At 39.0% G+C, this 18,587-nt stretch carries 20 protein-coding genes; 7 read left to right on the top strand and 13 right to left on the bottom strand.

The annotated features are described in order from the left end of the window. Window positions 1–40 precede the first annotated feature (40 nt). The 10 genes from fabG to BLS35_RS20315 all read right to left on the bottom strand — a co-directional run bounded on the left by fabG (window position 41) and on the right by BLS35_RS20315 (window position 9,775). Window positions 41–784, bottom strand: a complete 744-nt coding sequence (gene fabG, locus BLS35_RS20360; RefSeq protein WP_090784865.1) for a 3-oxoacyl-[acyl-carrier-protein] reductase — start codon at window positions 782–784, stop codon at window positions 41–43. 5 nt (window positions 785–789) lie between these two features. Next, the gene (locus BLS35_RS20355) at window positions 790–1,896 is read right to left on the bottom strand and encodes an agmatine deiminase family protein (RefSeq protein ID WP_090784863.1); all 1,107 of its coding nucleotides are present in this window, start codon (window positions 1,894–1,896) and stop codon (window positions 790–792) included. A gap of 9 nt (window positions 1,897–1,905) precedes the next feature. Continuing rightward, window positions 1,906–2,781, bottom strand: a complete 876-nt coding sequence (locus BLS35_RS20350; protein ID WP_090784861.1) for a carbon-nitrogen hydrolase — start codon at window positions 2,779–2,781, stop codon at window positions 1,906–1,908. Window positions 2,782–2,916: 135 nt separating this feature from the next. Continuing rightward, window positions 2,917–3,120 carry a cysteine-rich CWC family protein gene (locus BLS35_RS20345; protein ID WP_090784859.1) on the bottom strand — a complete coding sequence of 68 codons (204 nt, stop codon included), beginning with the start codon at window positions 3,118–3,120 and terminating at the stop codon, window positions 2,917–2,919. Window positions 3,121–3,212: 92 nt separating this feature from the next. Continuing rightward, window positions 3,213–5,591 carry a ribonucleoside-diphosphate reductase subunit alpha gene (locus BLS35_RS20340; protein WP_090784857.1) on the bottom strand — a complete coding sequence of 793 codons (2,379 nt, stop codon included), beginning with the start codon at window positions 5,589–5,591 and terminating at the stop codon, window positions 3,213–3,215. A gap of 104 nt (window positions 5,592–5,695) precedes the next feature. After that, window positions 5,696–6,670, bottom strand: a complete 975-nt coding sequence (locus BLS35_RS20335; RefSeq protein WP_090785179.1) for a ribonucleoside-diphosphate reductase small subunit — start codon at window positions 6,668–6,670, stop codon at window positions 5,696–5,698. Window positions 6,671–7,054: 384 nt separating this feature from the next. Beyond that, the gene (locus BLS35_RS20330) at window positions 7,055–7,486 is read right to left on the bottom strand and encodes a septal ring lytic transglycosylase RlpA family protein (RefSeq protein ID WP_254778996.1); all 432 of its coding nucleotides are present in this window, start codon (window positions 7,484–7,486) and stop codon (window positions 7,055–7,057) included. A gap of 109 nt (window positions 7,487–7,595) precedes the next feature. Then, entirely contained in the window at window positions 7,596–8,075 is a 480-nt protein-coding gene (locus BLS35_RS20325; RefSeq protein WP_090784851.1) for a methionine-R-sulfoxide reductase, read from the bottom strand. 166 nt (window positions 8,076–8,241) lie between these two features. Further along, entirely contained in the window at window positions 8,242–9,114 is an 873-nt protein-coding gene (gene sucD, locus BLS35_RS20320; RefSeq protein ID WP_090784848.1) for a succinate--CoA ligase subunit alpha, read from the bottom strand. A gap of 73 nt (window positions 9,115–9,187) precedes the next feature. Beyond that, window positions 9,188–9,775 (bottom strand): TMEM175 family protein, encoded by a 588-nt coding sequence (locus BLS35_RS20315; RefSeq protein ID WP_090784845.1) that lies wholly within the window; start codon window positions 9,773–9,775, stop codon window positions 9,188–9,190. An 86-nt stretch (window positions 9,776–9,861) separates the two neighbouring features. Between BLS35_RS20315 and BLS35_RS20310 the strand changes: the two genes are divergently transcribed. After that, window positions 9,862–10,293: a hypothetical protein gene (locus tag BLS35_RS20310; protein ID WP_090784842.1), complete on the top strand. Its 432-nt coding sequence runs from the start codon at window positions 9,862–9,864 to the stop codon at window positions 10,291–10,293. Here BLS35_RS20310 and BLS35_RS20305 read toward each other — a convergent pair. Next, complete coding sequence (locus tag BLS35_RS20305; protein ID WP_090785177.1) at window positions 10,290–10,976, bottom strand: substrate-binding periplasmic protein; 687 nt, start codon at window positions 10,974–10,976, stop codon at window positions 10,290–10,292. The genes BLS35_RS20310 and BLS35_RS20305 overlap by 4 nt on opposite strands. A gap of 433 nt (window positions 10,977–11,409) precedes the next feature. Between BLS35_RS20305 and BLS35_RS20300 the strand changes: the two genes are divergently transcribed. The 5 genes from BLS35_RS20300 (at window position 11,410) to arsB (ending at window position 15,258) form a co-directional block, all read left to right on the top strand. Continuing rightward, the gene (locus BLS35_RS20300) at window positions 11,410–12,633 is read left to right on the top strand and encodes an NUMOD1 domain-containing DNA-binding protein (RefSeq protein ID WP_165973353.1); all 1,224 of its coding nucleotides are present in this window, start codon (window positions 11,410–11,412) and stop codon (window positions 12,631–12,633) included. Between the two features lie 176 nt (window positions 12,634–12,809). Next, complete coding sequence (locus tag BLS35_RS20295; protein ID WP_090784836.1) at window positions 12,810–13,139, top strand: ArsR/SmtB family transcription factor; 330 nt, start codon at window positions 12,810–12,812, stop codon at window positions 13,137–13,139. Between the two features lie 38 nt (window positions 13,140–13,177). Next, the gene (locus BLS35_RS20290) at window positions 13,178–13,747 is read left to right on the top strand and encodes a DUF6428 family protein (protein WP_090784834.1); all 570 of its coding nucleotides are present in this window, start codon (window positions 13,178–13,180) and stop codon (window positions 13,745–13,747) included. Between the two features lie 21 nt (window positions 13,748–13,768). Next, window positions 13,769–14,188 (top strand): arsenate reductase ArsC, encoded by a 420-nt coding sequence (locus BLS35_RS20285; protein WP_090784829.1) that lies wholly within the window; start codon window positions 13,769–13,771, stop codon window positions 14,186–14,188. A gap of 11 nt (window positions 14,189–14,199) precedes the next feature. Beyond that, a complete protein-coding gene (gene arsB / locus BLS35_RS20280; RefSeq protein WP_090784827.1) occupies window positions 14,200–15,258 on the top strand; it encodes an ACR3 family arsenite efflux transporter in 1,059 nt (352 codons plus the stop codon). 143 nt (window positions 15,259–15,401) lie between these two features. Here arsB and BLS35_RS20275 read toward each other — a convergent pair whose 3' ends face one another. Further along, a complete protein-coding gene (locus tag BLS35_RS20275) occupies window positions 15,402–17,171 on the bottom strand; it encodes an ABC transporter ATP-binding protein (protein ID WP_175459618.1) in 1,770 nt (589 codons plus the stop codon). A 2-nt stretch (window positions 17,172–17,173) separates the two neighbouring features. Then, entirely contained in the window at window positions 17,174–17,953 is a 780-nt protein-coding gene (gene truA, locus BLS35_RS20270) for a tRNA pseudouridine(38-40) synthase TruA (RefSeq protein WP_090784818.1), read from the bottom strand. A gap of 88 nt (window positions 17,954–18,041) precedes the next feature. Here truA and BLS35_RS20265 point away from each other — a divergent pair, with 88 nt between their 5' ends. Continuing rightward, window positions 18,042–18,506, top strand: a complete 465-nt coding sequence (locus BLS35_RS20265; RefSeq protein ID WP_090784814.1) for a DUF4293 domain-containing protein — start codon at window positions 18,042–18,044, stop codon at window positions 18,504–18,506. The last annotated feature ends 81 nt before the right edge of the window (window positions 18,507–18,587 follow it).

Raw genomic sequence — 18,587 nt, 5'->3', positions numbered from 1 at the left:
ATCAAGATCATGATACAGCCCATTCTTATTATAATTTACCTTACAACATTCCGCCGCAAACCGACAGTACTTGTCCAGTTACATACGAGCTCATATCTGAAGCTAAGAATACGCATACATTAGCTACATCTTCAGGCTCCCCTGCTCTTTTCAAAGGAATACCTTCTTCCCAGCCTTTAACAACTTTAGGATCCAGTACATCCGTCATTTCGGTACGGATAAAACCAGGAGCCACCACATTGGTACGAATGTTACGTGAACCCAATTCTTTAGCCAATGATTTAGAGAAACCAATGATACCAGCTTTTGAAGCCGCATAATTAGCCTGTCCAGCATTTCCTTGAACACCTACAACTGAACTCATGTTGATGATAGAACCTTTACGTGCTTTCATCATCACTTTAGAAGCAGCTTTACATACGTTAAATACTGATTTCAAATTAACATTGATCACATCATCCCAGTTCTCCTCGCTCATGCGCATCAACAAACCATCTTTTGTAATCCCCGCATTGTTTACCACAATATCTAAAGCACCAAAATCAGCTACAATATCATTGATCAATTGATCTGCTTCATCAAATTTAGATGCATCCGAACGATAGCCCTTTACTTTTGTTCCAAAACTTTGTAATTCCTGCTCTAAGGCTTGTCCCTTTTCTACAGATGATAAATAAGTAAAAGCAACATTAGCACCCTGTGCTACAAACTCTTCCGCTATTTTGCGGCCTATCCCTTTAGAGGCACCAGTAATAAGTGCCGTCTTTCCTTCTAATAACTTCATATATATTAATTTTTAATTGGGTGACCTGGAGACGTATAACCACCATCTTGTTGTGACGGTTCTTGCTGACTTAAACAGTGAAAGCTTCCCAGTCCCCATATAATGTCTGTTGAATCTATACCAACTACTTTTCTATCCGGGAATACACTTTGAATGATCTCCAAAGCAATCTCGTCGTTCACATCCCTAAACGTTGGTACAATTACCGCCGCGTTAGCGATATAAAAATTCGCATAAGAAGCTGGTAAGCGAGTGTCTTCATGAATAACTGGCGAAGGCATTGGCAGCTCCACAACATTTAATGGTCTACCATCCCATAAACGCATCTCTTTTAGCGCTGCTAGGTTCTCCTGAAGGATGAGATAGTTTTCATCCAGTGGATTACTTTCTACTGCCGTCAATACAGTATCTACATTCACAAAACGGGTAATGTCATCAATATGGCCATCAGTGTCATCACCAACTATCCCCTCACCCAACCATAAAACCTGTTCTGCACCGTAAAAATTAATTAAATACGCCTCTATCTCTTCCTTAGTTAAGTGCGGATTTCTGTTTTCATTTAACAAACAAGCCGTGGTGGTTAAAATCGTACCATCCCCATTAAATTCAACAGAACCACCCTCCATTACTATCTCAGGATAATATAACGGCAACTTAAAGTGATTTGCAATCTTGGTCGGAATATCATCATCCAGATCATACGGAGGATATTTATTCCCCCAGGCATTATACCCCCAGTCTACAACAGCTTTTTTATAAAAATAAACATCCATCAAAAATGCTGGTCCATGATCCCTACACCAGGCATCATTGGTTGGGAAAAAATAAAACTCAACCTGACTCATATCGACGCCTACCTTTTCCATTTCAGAAATAGCAAAAGCTTTCATCGCTTCGTCATTAACGTTAATCCTTACCTTTTCACCTTCAGCAATTATTTTGATAAACTGACAATAGGGGCCGTAAACCTTATCTAATTTACCAGGCCATGAGGCTTCTTTATGAGGCCAGCTTAGCCAGGTAGCATCGTGTGGTTCCCATTCTGCAGGGAAACTATAGCTCCTGTTTCTAGGGCTGTTGCGAAATTTTACGTCGTTAAATGCTGACATATGTAAGTGTTAATCTTCGTCAATATATCTTTTAGTAATCGGCTGATAAGAATCTATTCTACGATCTCTTAAAAAAGGCCAATGTTTACGGAAGAAATCAGATTCAGATAAATCCAATTCTACCACCTTAGTTTCTTCATTATCATGTGAACCTAAATAAAGTATCCTACCCTGCGCATTTGTTGCAAAACTTCCGCCCCAAAACTTCATAGCTCCATCTTGCTCAAGACCTACACGGTTTACACTTACTACAGGAACACCATTAGCTACAGCATGAGAACGCTGAATAGTCTGCCATGCATTATATTGATCTTTATTTGTTTCTTCATCCTGATCGGTCGCCCAGCCAATAGCTGTCGGATAAAACATAATCTCCGCACCCATCAACGCTGTAATACGCGATGCTTCAGGATACCATTGATCCCAGCAAATCAGTATACCGATTTTAGCAAACTTTGTCTGAAAAACCTTATAACCTAAGTCACCGGGAGTGAAGTAAAACTTCTCATAGAAAGCAGGATCATCCGGAATATGCATTTTACGATATTTACCCAGATAAGATCCGTCAGCATCTAAAACAGCAGTGGTATTATGATATAATCCTGCTGTACGCTTCTCGAATAACGAGGCAATAATAACCACGCCCAATTCCTTTGCAACAACTTGTAAAGCATCGGTGGATGGGCCAGGAATAGCCTCTGCCAAATTAAAGTTATCGTAATCTTCAACATCACAAAAGTATAGAGAAGTGAAAAGTTCTTGCAGACACACAATTTGTGCACCTTTTGCCGCTGCTTCTCTAATTTTTAAAATTGCCTTATCTAAATTTTCTTGTTTATTAGCGGTACAACTCATCTGCACCAGTCCAACCTGTACTTTAGCCATTCTTCAATATTTGAAATGCAAAGGTAAAATAAAAAAAATCCAAAAGGCATATTTTCCATCTTGATCGGAAGAGAAAACACGTATTCGCTAATCCAAATGAAAGTAAATATAGAAAATAAATTACACAGCTAGCAATTAAGATGTTACATCGGCTCTATATTCTTGCTGTAGTTCAAATAAGCACTTGGCGCAAAGACAGCCATCATATAGCTCACTAATGTATTGCACCTCATTTAAATCGAGATGAATCACACTGCACTGGCATTTAGTATACGCGTTCGCTTTACACTCTATAGGAGTGCTACAACGTTCGCAAGGTATGATTTCGTGTTTTGCCATTGCTGCAAAGATACGGTATGGAAGAATAAGGAGTACAAAAAAAGGAGTAAGAATTGCTTCTTACTCCTTTATAGAGATATCAATCTGAATGATTAGCCTGAACAGCTGATGCAACCTTCCTCCATTGAGCAAGTAGGACCTTCTGCAATTTCTTCAGCACTTTGTTCAATGTGCTCTGGAATTACAGGCTCCATGTTTTTACCAGCTTGATTTTCTACCGTGAACTTAACAGCTTGAGAAGCTGCCTGAGTACGCAGATAGTACATTCCAGTTTTCAATCCTTTTTTCCAAGCATAGAAATGCATTGAAGTTAGTTTTGAAGTATTTGGAGCGTTGATAAACAAGTTTAGTGATTGAGACTGACAGATGTAAGCACCTCTGTCGGCAGCCATATCAATAATGCTACGCATTTTGATCTCCCAAACTGTTTTATATAATTCTTTGATATAATCAGGGATCTCAGCAATGTCCTGAATAGAACCGTTAGCCAAAATAATCCTGTCTTTCATAGCTGGAGTCCATAAACCTAAGGCTACTAAATCTTTCAACAAGTGTTTGTTTACCACGATAAACTCACCGCTCAATACCCTTCTTGTGTAAATGTTAGAAGTGTAAGGTTCAAAACATTCGTTGTTACCCAAAATCTGTGAAGTAGAAGCAGTTGGCATTGGTGCAACCAATAAAGAGTTGTAAGCACCATCTTTCATTACTTTCGCACGTAAAGCTTCCCAATCCCAACGACCGCTATCTGGTTGTACATTCCAAAGATCAAACTGGAATTTACCCTTAGATAAAGGAGAACCAGCAAAAGTCTCATATGGACCATGCTTAACAGCCAGGTCGTTAGAAGCAGTCATAGCTGCAAAATAGATCGTTTCAAAGATCTCTTTATTTAAGATACGAGCACCTTCACTTTCAAAAGGCAAACGCATTAAGATAAAGGCATCAGCTAAGCCCTGTACACCCAAACCAATTGGTCTGTGACGCATGTTAGAGTTTTTAGCTTCTTCTACCGGGTAGTAGTTATAATCTATGATTTTGTTCAGGTTTAATGTAGCCTGATAAGTCACATCATATAATTTTTGGTGATCAAATTCACCGTTGATTACATATCTTGGTAAAGCAAGTGAAGCTAAGTTACAAACGGCAACTTCATCTTTAGATGTGTACTCAATAATTTCTGTACAAAGGTTAGAGCTTTTTATTGTACCCAGGTTTTGTTGGTTAGACTTGCTGTTAGCAGCATCTTTATACAATAAATAAGGTGTACCTGTTTCAATTTGTGAATCTAGAATAGCAAACCACAATTCTTGTGCTTTGATGGTTTTACGTGCTCTTCCTTCTTTTTCGTAACGCTCATATAAAGCATCAAACTCTTCACCAAAGCAATCAGCTAAACCTGGTGCTTCATGTGGACAGAATAAGCTCCAGTCGCCATTCTCTTCCACACGTCTCATAAACAAATCGCAAACCCAAAGTGCGTAGAATAAATCACGCGCACGCAATTCTTCTTTACCATGGTTTTTACGCAAGTCTAAGAAACTGAAAACATCAGCATGCCAAGGCTCTAAATAGATAGCAAAAGCACCTTTACGTTTACCTCCACCTTGATCTACATAACGTGCCGTATCATTAAATACCTTCAACATCGGCACAATACCATTACTTGTACCATTGGTACCACCAATGTAAGATCCTGTAGCTCTAATGTTATGAATACTTAAACCGATACCACCAGCACTCTGAGAGATTTTAGCAGTTTGTTTTAACGTATCATAAATTCCTTCAATACTATCGTCCTGCATGGTTAGCAAAAAGCAAGAAGACATCTGAGGTTTAGGTGTAGCTGCATTAAACAAAGTTGGTGTAGCATGTGTAAACCAACGCTCACTCATTAGGTTATACGTTTGAATCGCACTATCGATATCACCTTTGTGGATACCTACAGCAACACGCATAAATAAATGCTGAGGACGCTCAACAATTTGTCCTTCAACCTTTAGAAGGTAAGATTTTTCTAACGTTTTGAACCCGAAGTAATCAAAACCAAAATCCCTGTCATATATAATTGTGCTGTCTAAAATATCAGCATTCTTCTCTATCACTTCCCAAACATCATCTGCAATCAGCGATGCTGGTTTACCAGTTTTAGCGTCGATATAATTATATAACATCTCCATAGTTTTGGAGAATGACTTCGTTGTATTTTTATGAAGGTTAGACACGGCTATACGAGAAGCCAGCAGGGCATAATCAGGATGCTTTGTAGTTAAAGAAGCTGCTGTTTCTGCTGCAAGATTATCTAGCTCTGATGTTGTAACACCATCATACAACCCCTCGATCACCTTCTTGGCAACGTCGATCGGGTCTACAAGTTCAACATTAAAACCATAGCATAACTTCTCTACCCGAGCCGTTATTTTATCAAATCTTACCGCTTCTTTGCGGCCATCTCTTTTTATTACGAACATATTTTCAAGTATTTAATTGCTTATTGAGTTTTAGAGCAGAAACTCAACATAGGCAACGAATTATAATTATTATTTATTTTCTTATCGTCTAACCCCGATAAGGACTAAAAATCATCATCTAATGAGAATGCAGCTGCTTTATCCTCTGTTGAAGTCAATACACCACTTTTCTGATAATCACCTACCCTTTTTTCAAAGAAGTTGGTTTTACCCTGCAAAGAGATCATCTCCATAAAATCAAAAGGATTAGTTGCGTTGTAAACTTTAGCATAGCCTAATTCCTGCAACCATCTGTCGGCAACAAACTCGATGTATTGCGACATTAATTTAGCATTCATTCCAATCAAAGCAACAGGCAATGCATCGGTAATAAATTCTTTCTCAATTTCTACAGCATCTTTAATGATGCCATGAACTTGCTCTTCGCTTAATTTGTTTTTAAGCATCTTATACAAAAGACAAGCAAATTCGCAATGCGCACCTTCATCTCTGGAGATCAATTCATTACTAAAGGTTAACCCTGGCATTAGCCCACGTTTCTTTAACCAGAATATAGAGCAGAAACTACCGCTGAAGAAAATTCCTTCTACCGCAGCAAATGCCACTAAACGCTCCGCAAAAGTACCGTTCTCAATCCAACGTAAAGCCCATTCTGCTTTTCTCTTAACTGCAGGAACAGTATCAATAGCGTGGAATAATCTATCTTTTTCTTCTGGATCTTTGATATAAGTATCGATCAATAAAGCATAAGTCTCAGCATGGATATTTTCCATCATGATTTGGAAACCATAAAAGCAACGTGCTTCAGGTAACTGCACTTCGCTCATGAAGTTTACCGCAAGGTTTTCATTTACGATGCCATCGCTAGCAGAAAAGAAAGCAAGGATATGTGAAATAAAATGTCTTTCTCCATCATTCAGATTATCCCAGTGCTTCTGGTCATCCGAAAGATCAATTTCCTCAGCAGTCCAAAAACTGGCCTCGGTCTTCTTATACATTTCCCAGATTTCAGGATATTTAATCGGCAAAAGAACAAATCTGTCTTTGTTTTCTTTTAATAATACTTCTTCTTCTTGCATAAGCATCTATTTAATAAGGTAAATGTATATTGAATTATAAAGCGCAAGTAAATCTGGCAGCCAAGCAATCCATACCCAGTCATAGAAAGTTTAGAAGACATCTATTTATCCAACAACCTTAAGCAACTAAATATTATAGCTTTAACTAAAAAATCTTTGAGTGATTTACTAAAGAACTTTATGTAAACAAATATAAAGTCTGCCGCCCTGATAAGAGAACAATAGTTGTTAACAAGCGGGCATTTTTATCAACACTAAAAGGAGAAATTGACACACTAATTACCCTGAAATGTTGGTATTTATTTCATTTTGTAAGAAGAGAAACTCTGAGAATGGTGTTAATAAATTCAAGAAACTGACTATAACGCAGTTAAAGTTAAAAAACTAATCCGTATCCGGAAGGTAGCTAATTTCGACTTTAGCCACGCCTTTTCCATAAATACCAATCGCTTTGGCCGCAGCCTCAGAAAGATCTATTTTGAATTTTCTCGAATGCGGCCCCCTATCATTCACTTCAACATCAACAGATTCCCCATTTGCCGGATTTGTTACGGTTACAATGGTTCCAAAGGGTAACTTCATATGGGCTGCCGTCATTTTACTTCTACGGTACCTTGCCCCACTTGTAGTTCTACGTCCTTCAAATTTTCTGTGGTAGTATGTTGCGTAAACAGTTTTTGAGATTAATTTAGAAGAGTGATTGGATGAGGATGCTGGCGAATCAGTAACCGTATTTAAGCCCGGTTGATCTGAAATATCCTGAGAAAAACCCAGAAAAGAAATTAGCATACCGCATAACAATAAACAATACTTCATATTTACTATCGTTGGTGAGCTGACAAACATAAGTAAACTAATCACTTAAAAACAAGAAATGCCCGACAAGTTATCATCGGACACTATAATAATATCATTGTTAAAAATATTATTTCTTATCAGGAACAAAATCCATAGAAATGGAGTTCACACAGTTGCGTGTATTTTTCTCTGTAAAACCTTCACCAATAAATACGTGCCCCAAATGAGCCTTGCAATTTGCACATACAATCTCCGTACGCATCCCATCTGCATCATCGATTCTTTCTACCGCACCTGCAATCTCATCATCAAAACTTGGCCATCCACAATGTGATTCAAATTTAGATTCAGAGCGGTACAAAGGAGCATTACAACGTCTGCACACATAGGTTCCTTTTTCCTTATTGTTCAGAAACTTCCCAGTACCCGGATATTCGGTTCCCTTACGAACAATTATATCTTCTTCTTCCTTAGTTAATTTATTCCATTCCATATTCTTCACAGTTTTTTTAGTATCCTCTTTTTTAGGTTGCTGACCACAGGCCGTTAGATTTACTAAAATCAACAGCCCAGCAAACATAAATGTTTTATTGATTATAGCCTTCATTTGCGTGCATGTCATTTAACACAAGGTACGGAAAAAGCGTCCTCAGAGTTGTAATGAGAATGTCAGTTCTAAATATCCCAGCTCAGCTGGTCACAAATAAAAAAACTCCGATGAACGAATTCACCGGAGCTTTTTAATTTATACAAGAAGATCTTTATTGTAATTTTTATTTTTTCAATAGCTCAGCCATTGCTGCGCCAATCTCTGCAGGGCTTTCCACAACGCGGATACCACACTCAGCCATAATTTTCATTTTTGCAGCAGCAGTATCATCAGCACCGCCAACAATTGCACCAGCATGGCCCATTCTACGTCCAGCAGGAGCAGTTTGACCAGCGATAAAACCAACTACCGGTTTAGTACCGTTTGCTTTGATCCAAAGTGCAGCTTCCGCTTCCATACCACCACCAATTTCACCAATCATGATGATACCTTCAGTTTCAGGATCGTTCATCAACAATTCAACAGCTTCTTTAGTAGTTGTTCCAATGATTGGATCGCCACCAATACCTATTGCAGTTGTGATACCTAATCCAGCTTTCACCACCTGATCAACAGCTTCGTAAGTTAAAGTACCCGATTTAGACACAACACCTACAGTACCTTTTTTGAAGATAAAACCTGGCATGATACCAACTTTAGCTTCATCAGCTGTAATTACACCTGGACAGTTAGGACCGATTAAACGGCAATCTCTGTCAGAAATATATTCTTTAACCTGAATCATATCCTTAGTAGGGATACCCTCAGTAATACAAACAATAACTTTAATTCCCGCTTCAGCAGCTTCCATAATAGCGTCTGCTGCAAATGCAGGTGGAACAAAAATGATAGATACATTTGCGCCGGCTTGATCAACCGCATCCTTTACGGTATTAAATACCGGTTTATCTAAATGAGTTTGTCCTCCTTTGCCCGGTGTAACGCCACCAACAACATTAGTTCCGTACTCGATCATTTGAGAAGCATGATAAGTACCCTCATTTCCAGTAAAACCCTGAACAATAACTTTTGAATCTTTATTTACTAAAACACTCATGTATCTTTATTTTTTTGTGCAAAGCTAAGCTAATTGAAATGCAATGTCAAATGCAATCCGAATTTTATTGCATTTATTCCAGCTCTTCCTTTTGAAGCGTTTTTTCCACCCTTGTATCGGGGATAAACCAAATCACAGCTACCAGTATATACCCCGCGATACCAATCCAGGAACTCACAAAACCTCCCGCTATAGCCAAAATGTAAATAGCTGTCGAAATCTTCCCCTTAGTATCAGCACCATATGCCTTCGCAATTGCGGAATCAGGGCCATGCAATTTCACCAATGTCCTTTCCAAAATAAAATAAGCAATAGAAGCCATCAACACAATGCATCCGTAAATAATTACGGGCCAGGATTCATAGTGATTTTCACCCATCCATGCGGTCGCAAACGGAAATAGAGAAAGCCAGAAAAGTAAATGCAAGTTTGCCCACAAAGCATTCCCATTTACTTTTTTTACCAACATCATCATATGATGATGATTGTTCCAATATATACCCACGTAAATAAAGCTCAACAAATAACTCATCAATACAGGTATTAGCGGAACTAAAGCTGCAATAGTCGCTCCATGAGGCACTTTTAATTCCAAAACCATAATCGTGATAATAATGGCTAACACACCATCACTAAAAGCTTCTAACCTATTCTTATTCATAAATTAAAGATAATATTTTGGGCAATCATTAAAAGCAGATTTTTATATATTTGGCCCAGCAGCGCTGCTTGTCAATTCAATCGCACATGAAACCATTAAAAATCTACTTTAAAATATTAAAAATTGGCAACGGGAAACTCCTGAAAAATAAGGATGAAGTAAACAATCTCATTGTAGATCTGATTAACAAGAACCCAAGTCAGCCTGCAGCAGGATTAAGAACTACTGCACTCGAAGCGCTTAAACATACCGATGCAGGTCAGCAATCCCTACAAACCAGTGATCGTTTCTTCATCAATAAAGCTACAGACATTGAAGTCATCATCACTTTTTTACCGAACGAGAAAGACATTCAGAACCAGTTTTACACACAGTGGCGATATATCCAAGTATCAAGCCCTTACAGACTAGTGCAATATCTGGACGAGAACAAAGTGGTTGTGTATAGTGAAAAAACAAAAATTCTTCACACCATCAAACTTGATAAAGACATTACCGTAATAGTAGACGAGGATTAAAACTGTATCTCGCTAAACCATTTCTTATAAATATTCTGATAAGTGCCATTTTCTTTAAGCATGGTTATGGCGTCATTAAATTGGGCTTTAAGTTTTACATCGCCTTTTTTCATGGCGATGGCGTACGATGAATCCGTTTTCGGCAGAAACATTCCTATTTTCAACTTTTTGTTATTTTGCAAAAAGCCACCAGCGATTGGTGAATCATCAACCAACAGATCAATTTTCCCAGATTGTAGCTTTCTATAAAGCTCCTTGTTAGTAACCGCATATACAATATTGTTTGCAGGAAACTGTTCCCGCACATACTTTTCTGCTTCTGTAGCTTCCCTTACTCCTATCGTTTTATTTTTAAAATGATGCAAACCAGTCAATGTATCATCTGCTGACACAACTGCGCAGAGTCTGAAATATAAATAAGGGTTACTAAATTCTAGAATATGTTGGCGAGAAGCGGTCACTGTTACAGCAGAGCAAATAAGATCAAGCTCACCTTTAAATAACTTTTCCAATATGGTAGACCATAAGGAAACTTCATATTCGACTTCTAAATTTAGCTGACTGGTAATGGCCTGGAGTAAATCAACCTCAAATCCTTCGAAATTTCCAGCGTTGTAATCAGAGTGCATCGGAAATGGTGCCGCAGAATCCAATCCGACTTTTAATACTTTCTTATTGGCCATACAATAGGGTTTAAATTCCCAGATCCACTCACAAGACAACAACAAACACCGGGTTTTTCTGCAAATAACAACAAAAAAATCTAAATTCTGTTTGTCACAACACCAATTCTGCGTAAAAAAAGCATTTTTAAAGCTGAAAGAAGACATTATAAGAAACTTTGTAACAAAACCAGGAGAATAAAAATCTAAAAAGACAAAAATCTACACAGATCACAATAGAAACTACAAAAACTATTAATTTACCCTATAAAAGCCCATACCATACCCTATCCACCCTTTTTTGAATTTATTTTTCAAAAAAAGCAAGAAAAAATAAACTAAAAATAATTTAAATTGTTTATAAGCCACCAAACAAGTCGATCACAAACAAAACGAAAAAAAATTAACCACGTAAATACTTAATCTGATATATTTACACCAAAATATGCCAAATATGAATTATCCACACGAAAACCTTTCACCTGAAGCGCTCCCAGGTGAATTATGGTCCCCAATTCCAAAACTGGATGCGCCATACGAGGTTTCCAACTTTGGGAGAGTACGTAGATTGGAGAAAAACACTCTCGATAAAAAAGGCATTCCCAGAAAAAAACCGGGTATGATCATTAAGACAATCATTTCTGAGAGTCAAAATTCCCAAACTGGTGACACCGCAAAATATGCAGGAATCACATTATCTGCCAACAAAAAACGATATTATTTAAGCGTTGCCAGATTGGTTTATTATTGTTTCGTAGACGAATTTGACCTCTCAAATAAGCAACTTTTGGTATTCCCTAAAGACGGAGACAACCTTAACTTAAGTGCAGATAATTTGCTTTTGGGCACCCCGAAAGATAAAGCTGCAAGAATGATGGCATCTGGTAGAAGGAGATCTTTTTTCCCAGAATTTAGTGAGGAAGTAAAGAAAAAGAGCCGTGACAAGATAACGGCAACCAAAAAAGAAAAAGGCACTTACAATGTTAGTCGCTACTCCTTAACCGGGCAATTACTCGAAACTTATTCCAACGCCCGAATTGCAGCCGAGGCAATGAACACTGCCCAGGGATACATTTCCATTGCTGCCAGAGATACTGGAAAAGTAGTCACCGCCTGCGGATACTTATGGCGACGCGGGAATGAACCTGAGCTGGACCTAAAACCTATATTAAAGGAAAGGTGGTACGGACATTCGCCTCTAGCAAAACAACAGCACATTATCGGACAATACGATCTTGAAGGCAACCTGGTTAACACCCATGTGAACACAGTAGAAGCCGCAAAAGCGGTTAGAGTCCATAAAAATGGCATCCGTAATGTAATTAATGGCAGAGGCTTAACTTATGGTGGCTTTATATGGAGTAAGGTAATTCGAAAAAAGATTACTGTCGACCCCAAAATAACGGAAAGTAGGTCAGGGATATCGCAATATGACCTGGATGGCCGATGGATCCAAACTTTCAAAAATTGTGTTGCCGCAGCAAGAGCAACCCAGGTTGACAACACGAACATCCATTTGGCAGTTAACGGGCATACCCTAACTGCTGGCGGATATTTATGGCGCAAAGGCCAGCAGCTAAGGATCAACATCAACGAATTGCGCAAGCATCCGCATTATGCTGGGTCTGGCTTACAAAGACACATGAAAAGAAAAAGGGAAGCAGCAGTACTACAATAGCTTACTGATTCAGGATGTTTTTTTTTTTAAGAGGGTGTAAATGCACCCTCTTTTAGTTTCAATTTGTCCGAGAGAATACCAGAAAATAATGTTATTGACTCTCTTAATATCGAGGACACTTTTTGTGAATAGAATTTGTATTCCTCAAAACAATATCGTAATATTGCAATGTAATTATGGGACTTACTAAATCAGAAATATTCACAGCGGAACAAAACCAACTTTCACAATTGTTGAAAGCAATGGCACATCCTGCACGTATCGCTATTTTGCAGCAAATCATTTCTGCCAATGCGTGTATTTGTGGCGACTTGGTAGAAGAGCTTGGTCTGGCGCAAGCCACCATATCTCAACATTTAAAGGAGCTTAAAAATGCAGGGATCATTCAGGGAACCATCGAGGGTGTAACTGTTTGCTACTGCATTAATCCTACAACATGGAAATTATTAGAAACACAATTAGGCGCATTTTTGGGTTCGTTTAAAGATCCAAAAGGCTGCTGTTAACCTTTTTTTATTTACATCAATCGTAAAATTGCAATATTATGAACACAACAGAATTAACAACCTGGAATACCTTTAAAACTGCTTTAATGCAGCATCCAGAATTGACGCTTCAATTTCAATATGCCCAGGATAAGTGGGTAGATGCTTCTTACCACATCACTGAAATTAAGCAAGCTCCTATTGTCTCGGTAGACTGCGGTGGTGTAATGAATTCATGGACTGAAATCATTGTACAACTTTGGGAGCCTACGGTTAAAGAAGCTGACCGGGCAATGCAGGTGAAGAAAGCACTATCTATTATAGAGCTGGTGGAAAAAAGCTTAGCCCTTAACCCAATAGCTATAGTAAAAATAGAATTTGGAAACTCTGCTTTCGACACCCGCCAGATGTATCCCACTGAGATCAACGTTGAAGGGGATAACCTTGTTGTAAACCTAAGTCCCGACTTTACGCAATGCAAAGCAATTAACAGAGGTGGAAGCTGTGGAACTACAGATACAGGAGAGGAATGCTGTGCTCCTGAACCAAAAACAGAAAAACCAAAACTAGTGATGATGAACCTGGCTGCAGACGGAAATGTTTGTACCCCTGGATCAGGTTGCTGCTAACAATAAAACGAATATACAGTAATGAAAAAAGTATTAATATTATGTACCGGCAATAGCTGCCGTAGTCAGCTAGCCGAAGGGTTTATCAGGCATTTTGCTGGTGATACTGCAATCGTTTATAGCGCTGGAATCGAAACACACGGTGTGAATCCCAGAGCCATAGCTGTGATGGCTGAACGTGGAATTGACATTTCAGGCCATACGTCCAACAATGTAAACGAGTATGCCAATATAGACTTTGACTACATAATTACGGTATGCGACAATGCTAAAGAAAGCTGTCCGTACTTCCCTACTCAGGCACAAAAGTTCCATTATAACTTTCCTGACCCGGCTAAAGCTTCAGGAACGGAAGCTGAAATTATGCAAGAGTTTAGGCGAGTAAGAGATCTGATTGAAACCTACTGCAGTGACTTTGTCAAAACACATCTAAGCAATTAAATCGCTCTTCTATGTTAGCAAATAACTGCGTTCCTGCGGCCGACAGGAAAAAACTGAGTTTTTTAGATCGTTATTTAACTTTATGGATTTTCCTGGCTATGGCTTTGGGTATTGGCATTGGCTATTTTATTCCTTCTTCGGCAGGTTTTATCAATTCCTTTTCAAGTGGGTCAACGAATATCCCACTCGCCATTGGTCTGATTTTAATGATGTATCCACCTCTGGCAAAAGTAAGGTATGAACATATGGGCGAAGTATTTAAGGATACCAAAGTACTAACGACATCCTTAGTCCTAAATTGGATTATCGGACCTATACTGATGTTTGTCCTGGCCATTACCTTTCTAAAGGATTATCCAGAATATATGACAGGCCTCATTCTAATTGGGCTTGCCCGATGTATCGCAATGGTCGTAGTATGGAATGAACTCGCAGAAGGAAACAGGGAGTACGCCGCCGGATTGATCGCCTTAAATAGCATTTTTCAAGTCCTATTTTATAGTATCCTCGCCTATTTCTTTATCACCGTTTTACCTCCCTGGTTTGGCATTCAAGGATTAGAAGTCAACATCTCCATCTTAGAGATTGCTCAAAGTGTTGGTATTTATCTGGGCATCCCCTTTATCCTAGGCATAATAAGCCGTTATACTCTTATAAAATGGAAAGGCGAAGATTGGTTTCAGCATAATTTTGTGCCCATCATATCCCCTATTACACTCATTGCCCTCTTATTTACCATTGTGGTGATGTTTAGCTTAAAAGGTGAACTGATTGTCCAAATCCCCTTAGATGTGGCAAGAATTGCAGTTCCATTGCTCATTTACTTCGCCCTAATGTTTGTGATCAGCTTCTTTGCTGGAAAACACTTTGGCGCTGATTATTCCAAACGAACCGCAATCGCCTTCACTGCTACCGGGAACAATTTTGAATTGGCCATTGCCGTGGCTATTGGTGTATTCGGCATCAACTCAGGACAAGCCTTTGTTGGCGTTATCGGGCCATTAGTAGAAGTCCCGGCCCTAATCGCCCTGGTAAACCTGGCGTTTTGGTTCAGAAAAAAATATCAGTAAAATAAAATTCATAGAACAACCTGCTTGTGGTACTAACTTGCCACCCTGCTTAGAGAAAAATTACCTTCTCTGAAACGGCCTAGCGTTCTTCGCTTCTTCAGCGAAGCAATGCAGCCGTAGAAGAGAATGGTTATTTTTCACCTTTATTTTTCGACCCCGATAGAGTTAAACTGCAACTCGTACAATCTTTTATAATACCCATTCAGCTTAAGCAGCTCCTGGTGCGTCCCCATCTCCTTAATCTCACCTTTATCCAGCACCAATATCTTATCCGCTTTCTGAATCGTTGAAAGGCGGTGAGCAATAACAATAGAGGTCCTACCCTCCATCAAATTCTCGATAGCGTGTTGGATCAACATTTCCGTTTCCGTATCTACAGAAGAAGTAGCTTCATCCAATACCAAAATAGAAGGATTATAAACCAGCGCACGAATAAACGAAATCAGCTGAGCTTGTCCAGCCGAAAGCGTAGCCCCGCGCTCCATAACGTTGTACTGATAACCTCCTGGCAAACGCATTATAAAATCATGCGCCCCAACCTTTTTTGCCGCATCAACAACCTCTTCCATTGTGATCGCCATATTATTCAGCGTAATGTTATTGAAAATCGTATCAGAGAAGAGGAATACATCCTGTAAAACTGTAGCAATATTACTACGCAGATAACTCAGTTCATAATCCTGGATCTTTACCCCATCTACCTTGATGACGCCTTTCTGAACCTCATAAAAGCGGTTCAGGATATTGATTGTAGAAGATTTTCCGGCACCTGTAGCACCAACAAGGGCGATGGTTTTACCGGCAGGCACCTCGAAAGAAATATCCTTCAGTACATAATTCTCCTCATTATAAGCAAACCATACCCTGTCGAAAGAAATGGCGCCTTTCATCTGATCAGGCACAAATGATCCCTTATTTTCCGTCACCTCATCCGTGTCCAGCACTTTAAAAACCCGCTCAGCCCCTACCATTCCCATTTGCAGGGTATTAAATTTATCTGCAAGCTCCCGAATAGGTCTGAACAGCATGTTAATATATAGGATAAATTCAGCAATAATACCTGGTGTTACTGTTAAAGGCTTGGATAAGATACTTCTTGAACCGTACCATACCAGTAAGCCTAAGGACATGGCCGAAATAATCTCTACAACGGGAAAGAAAATAGAATAATACCAGTTGGAGCGGATATTTGCATCGCGGTAGCGCGCATTGATCTTTACAAACTTTTTATACTCCTGCTCTTCACGGGCAAAATATTGAATGATGGATACCCCGGAAATATGTTCCTGCAAATAAGTATTGAGATTAGATACCTCGGTTCGGATTTCTTGAAATGCAGACTTAATGGCCTTTTGAAAAACAGAAGTAGCTACAATCAATAATGGCATGGGTAGCAATACCACGAGCGTAAGTGCCCAATCTTTATAAACCATTACCCCAATGATCACAATGACCATCAGAATATCACCAATGATTACAATTAAACCTTCCGAGAAGATTTCTGCAATAGTTTCAAGATCCGACACCGTACGGGTAATCAGCTGTCCGATGGGTGTATTATCGAAATATTTAAGCCTTAGCTTAGTAATGTGGTTAAAAACATTAATCCTTAAATCTCTAATGGCGGACTGCCCTAATGTGTTGGTCAGAAGGGTATGGCTAAATTGTATCCCAGCCTGCAACACCAATAATACCAACATCAGAATGGTCATTCCTAGTAGACCATTATACTGGTCCTTCATGATGTAATTATCCAGCGTATGCTGAATAAGAAACGGTCTGGCAGGCGCAATTAAAGCCAGCAGTATCGTTAAAATAATTGATAGTATAAAGGTTTTGCGATAAGGCTTTACGTATTGAAAAACCCTTTTCAATAAGCTTACATTAAACGCGTCACCAGCTATTCTAGACATATTTATTTTACAAAAGGATAAATTACATTTACTAAATATAAACCGCAGGCAGGAACAGACTGACCTGCATTGCTACGGTTTTTACTTTCAACTATTTCTTTAAAATCGGTCAGAGTAAGCTCTTTTTTGCCAATTCTGATCAATGTGCCCACAATTGCGCGCACCATATTTCTTAAAAATCGGTCGGCTCTGATGGTAAACTGCAAACCATCGTCTTTTCTTTCAAAAAAGGCTTCCATAACTTTGCAGTTATTGGTAAAGGTCTGCGTGTTTGATTTACTGAAACAAGAAAAATCGGTGTAACCCAACAATAGCTGCGCAGCCTCATTCATAGCTTCTACATCCAGTTCACCTTTGTACAACCAGGAACGGTTAAGTTTAAAAGGATCTTTATGAAAATGAATTTGATAATGGTAAGCGCGCTCTGTAGCACCAAAACGTGCATGCGCCTCATTATCTACTTCAAAAACACGCTTTACAGCAATCTGGTAAGGCAACAGAGAATTGATCCCCGGTACAGACCTTAAGGGATCTGGGACCTTAACAGTTGATTTTTCTTCAGCCCCCTCTGCATCGCCGATTTCTAAATCGAAATGCGCATAAAACTGCGTAGCATGTACGCCGCTATCTGTACGGCCGCAGCCTAATGAAAAAACGGGTTGCCTAAAATAAGTAGATAAGGCTTTATCCAGGCATTCCTGCACAGTAGTGGCATTAGGCTGTATCTGCCAGCCATGATAAGCAGTGCCGTCGTACGACAATTCAATAAAATACCGTTGCATATTCAATTGTACAAAATTATCTTTTTAATCGGATATCGGATTGGTTACTATTTGCTTTTAATATATTTGTTGAAATTATTGAACTGATATGATACAACGCGTACAATCTATATGGCTACTTCTTGCTTCATTCACCTTGATCGGCCTGTTTTTTATTCCTTTAATAACTAAAAGCATTAACAATACAGAATATCTACTATATATAGATGGTCACTATCCCTTGATCAAGGGAGCAAGTACTGCAGCGATTGCTGTTACACCGATTGGTGCAATGATCATCAACGGTGTTGCCGTTCTACTGTCTCTAATTTGCATTTTCCAGTTTAGAAACCGCGTGATGCAAAAACGTTTAATCATGATCGACATGGTACTGATTATCGCAACAGCCGTATTATCAACTTTAAATGCCTCGTTATTACCGGGTGGAATCGCCGGTTCCTCTATTCATATTGGCTCTTCATTATTTGTTCTGGCCCTCCTATTTTGCATGCTTGCTATACGCGGAATTAGAAAAGATGAGCAATTATTAAGATCGGCCGATAGACTCAGATAATTAATCGCCTGATTTTTATTCAGTTACAAAGGATTGAAATACCAATAATTAAACTTACCTTTGCGGCTTAATAAATTATAA

This window comes from Pedobacter sp. ok626, assembly GCF_900100435.1.
Taxonomy (GTDB): domain Bacteria; phylum Bacteroidota; class Bacteroidia; order Sphingobacteriales; family Sphingobacteriaceae; genus Pedobacter.
The sequence above is the reverse complement of the archived record's forward strand: the minus strand, read 5'-3'. Positions and strand labels throughout refer to the sequence as shown.

What these genes read in the sequence shown, in the direction of transcription:
- fabG (WP_090784865.1), bottom strand. Translation starts at nt 784, where the DNA reads ATGAAGTTATTAGAAGGAAAGACGGCACTTATTACTGGTGCCTCTAAA.
- BLS35_RS20355 (WP_090784863.1), bottom strand. Translation starts at nt 1,896, where the DNA reads ATGTCAGCATTTAACGACGTAAAATTTCGCAACAGCCCTAGAAACAGG.
- BLS35_RS20350 (WP_090784861.1), bottom strand. Translation starts at nt 2,781, where the DNA reads ATGGCTAAAGTACAGGTTGGACTGGTGCAGATGAGTTGTACCGCTAAT.
- BLS35_RS20345 (WP_090784859.1), bottom strand. Translation starts at nt 3,120, where the DNA reads ATGGCAAAACACGAAATCATACCTTGCGAACGTTGTAGCACTCCTATA.
- BLS35_RS20340 (WP_090784857.1), bottom strand. Translation starts at nt 5,591, where the DNA reads ATGTTCGTAATAAAAAGAGATGGCCGCAAAGAAGCGGTAAGATTTGAT.
- BLS35_RS20335 (WP_090785179.1), bottom strand. Translation starts at nt 6,670, where the DNA reads ATGCAAGAAGAAGAAGTATTATTAAAAGAAAACAAAGACAGATTTGTT.
- BLS35_RS20330 (WP_254778996.1), bottom strand. Translation starts at nt 7,486, where the DNA reads ATGAAGTATTGTTTATTGTTATGCGGTATGCTAATTTCTTTTCTGGGT.
- BLS35_RS20325 (WP_090784851.1), bottom strand. Translation starts at nt 8,075, where the DNA reads ATGAAGGCTATAATCAATAAAACATTTATGTTTGCTGGGCTGTTGATT.
- sucD (WP_090784848.1), bottom strand. Translation starts at nt 9,114, where the DNA reads ATGAGTGTTTTAGTAAATAAAGATTCAAAAGTTATTGTTCAGGGTTTT.
- BLS35_RS20315 (WP_090784845.1), bottom strand. Translation starts at nt 9,775, where the DNA reads ATGAATAAGAATAGGTTAGAAGCTTTTAGTGATGGTGTGTTAGCCATT.
- BLS35_RS20310 (WP_090784842.1), top strand. Translation starts at nt 9,862, where the DNA reads ATGAAACCATTAAAAATCTACTTTAAAATATTAAAAATTGGCAACGGG.
- BLS35_RS20305 (WP_090785177.1), bottom strand. Translation starts at nt 10,976, where the DNA reads ATGGCCAATAAGAAAGTATTAAAAGTCGGATTGGATTCTGCGGCACCA.
- BLS35_RS20300 (WP_165973353.1), top strand. Translation starts at nt 11,410, where the DNA reads ATGAATTATCCACACGAAAACCTTTCACCTGAAGCGCTCCCAGGTGAA.
- BLS35_RS20295 (WP_090784836.1), top strand. Translation starts at nt 12,810, where the DNA reads ATGGGACTTACTAAATCAGAAATATTCACAGCGGAACAAAACCAACTT.
- BLS35_RS20290 (WP_090784834.1), top strand. Translation starts at nt 13,178, where the DNA reads ATGAACACAACAGAATTAACAACCTGGAATACCTTTAAAACTGCTTTA.
- BLS35_RS20285 (WP_090784829.1), top strand. Translation starts at nt 13,769, where the DNA reads ATGAAAAAAGTATTAATATTATGTACCGGCAATAGCTGCCGTAGTCAG.
- arsB (WP_090784827.1), top strand. Translation starts at nt 14,200, where the DNA reads ATGTTAGCAAATAACTGCGTTCCTGCGGCCGACAGGAAAAAACTGAGT.
- BLS35_RS20275 (WP_175459618.1), bottom strand. Translation starts at nt 17,171, where the DNA reads ATGTCTAGAATAGCTGGTGACGCGTTTAATGTAAGCTTATTGAAAAGG.
- truA (WP_090784818.1), bottom strand. Translation starts at nt 17,953, where the DNA reads ATGCAACGGTATTTTATTGAATTGTCGTACGACGGCACTGCTTATCAT.
- BLS35_RS20265 (WP_090784814.1), top strand. Translation starts at nt 18,042, where the DNA reads ATGATACAACGCGTACAATCTATATGGCTACTTCTTGCTTCATTCACC.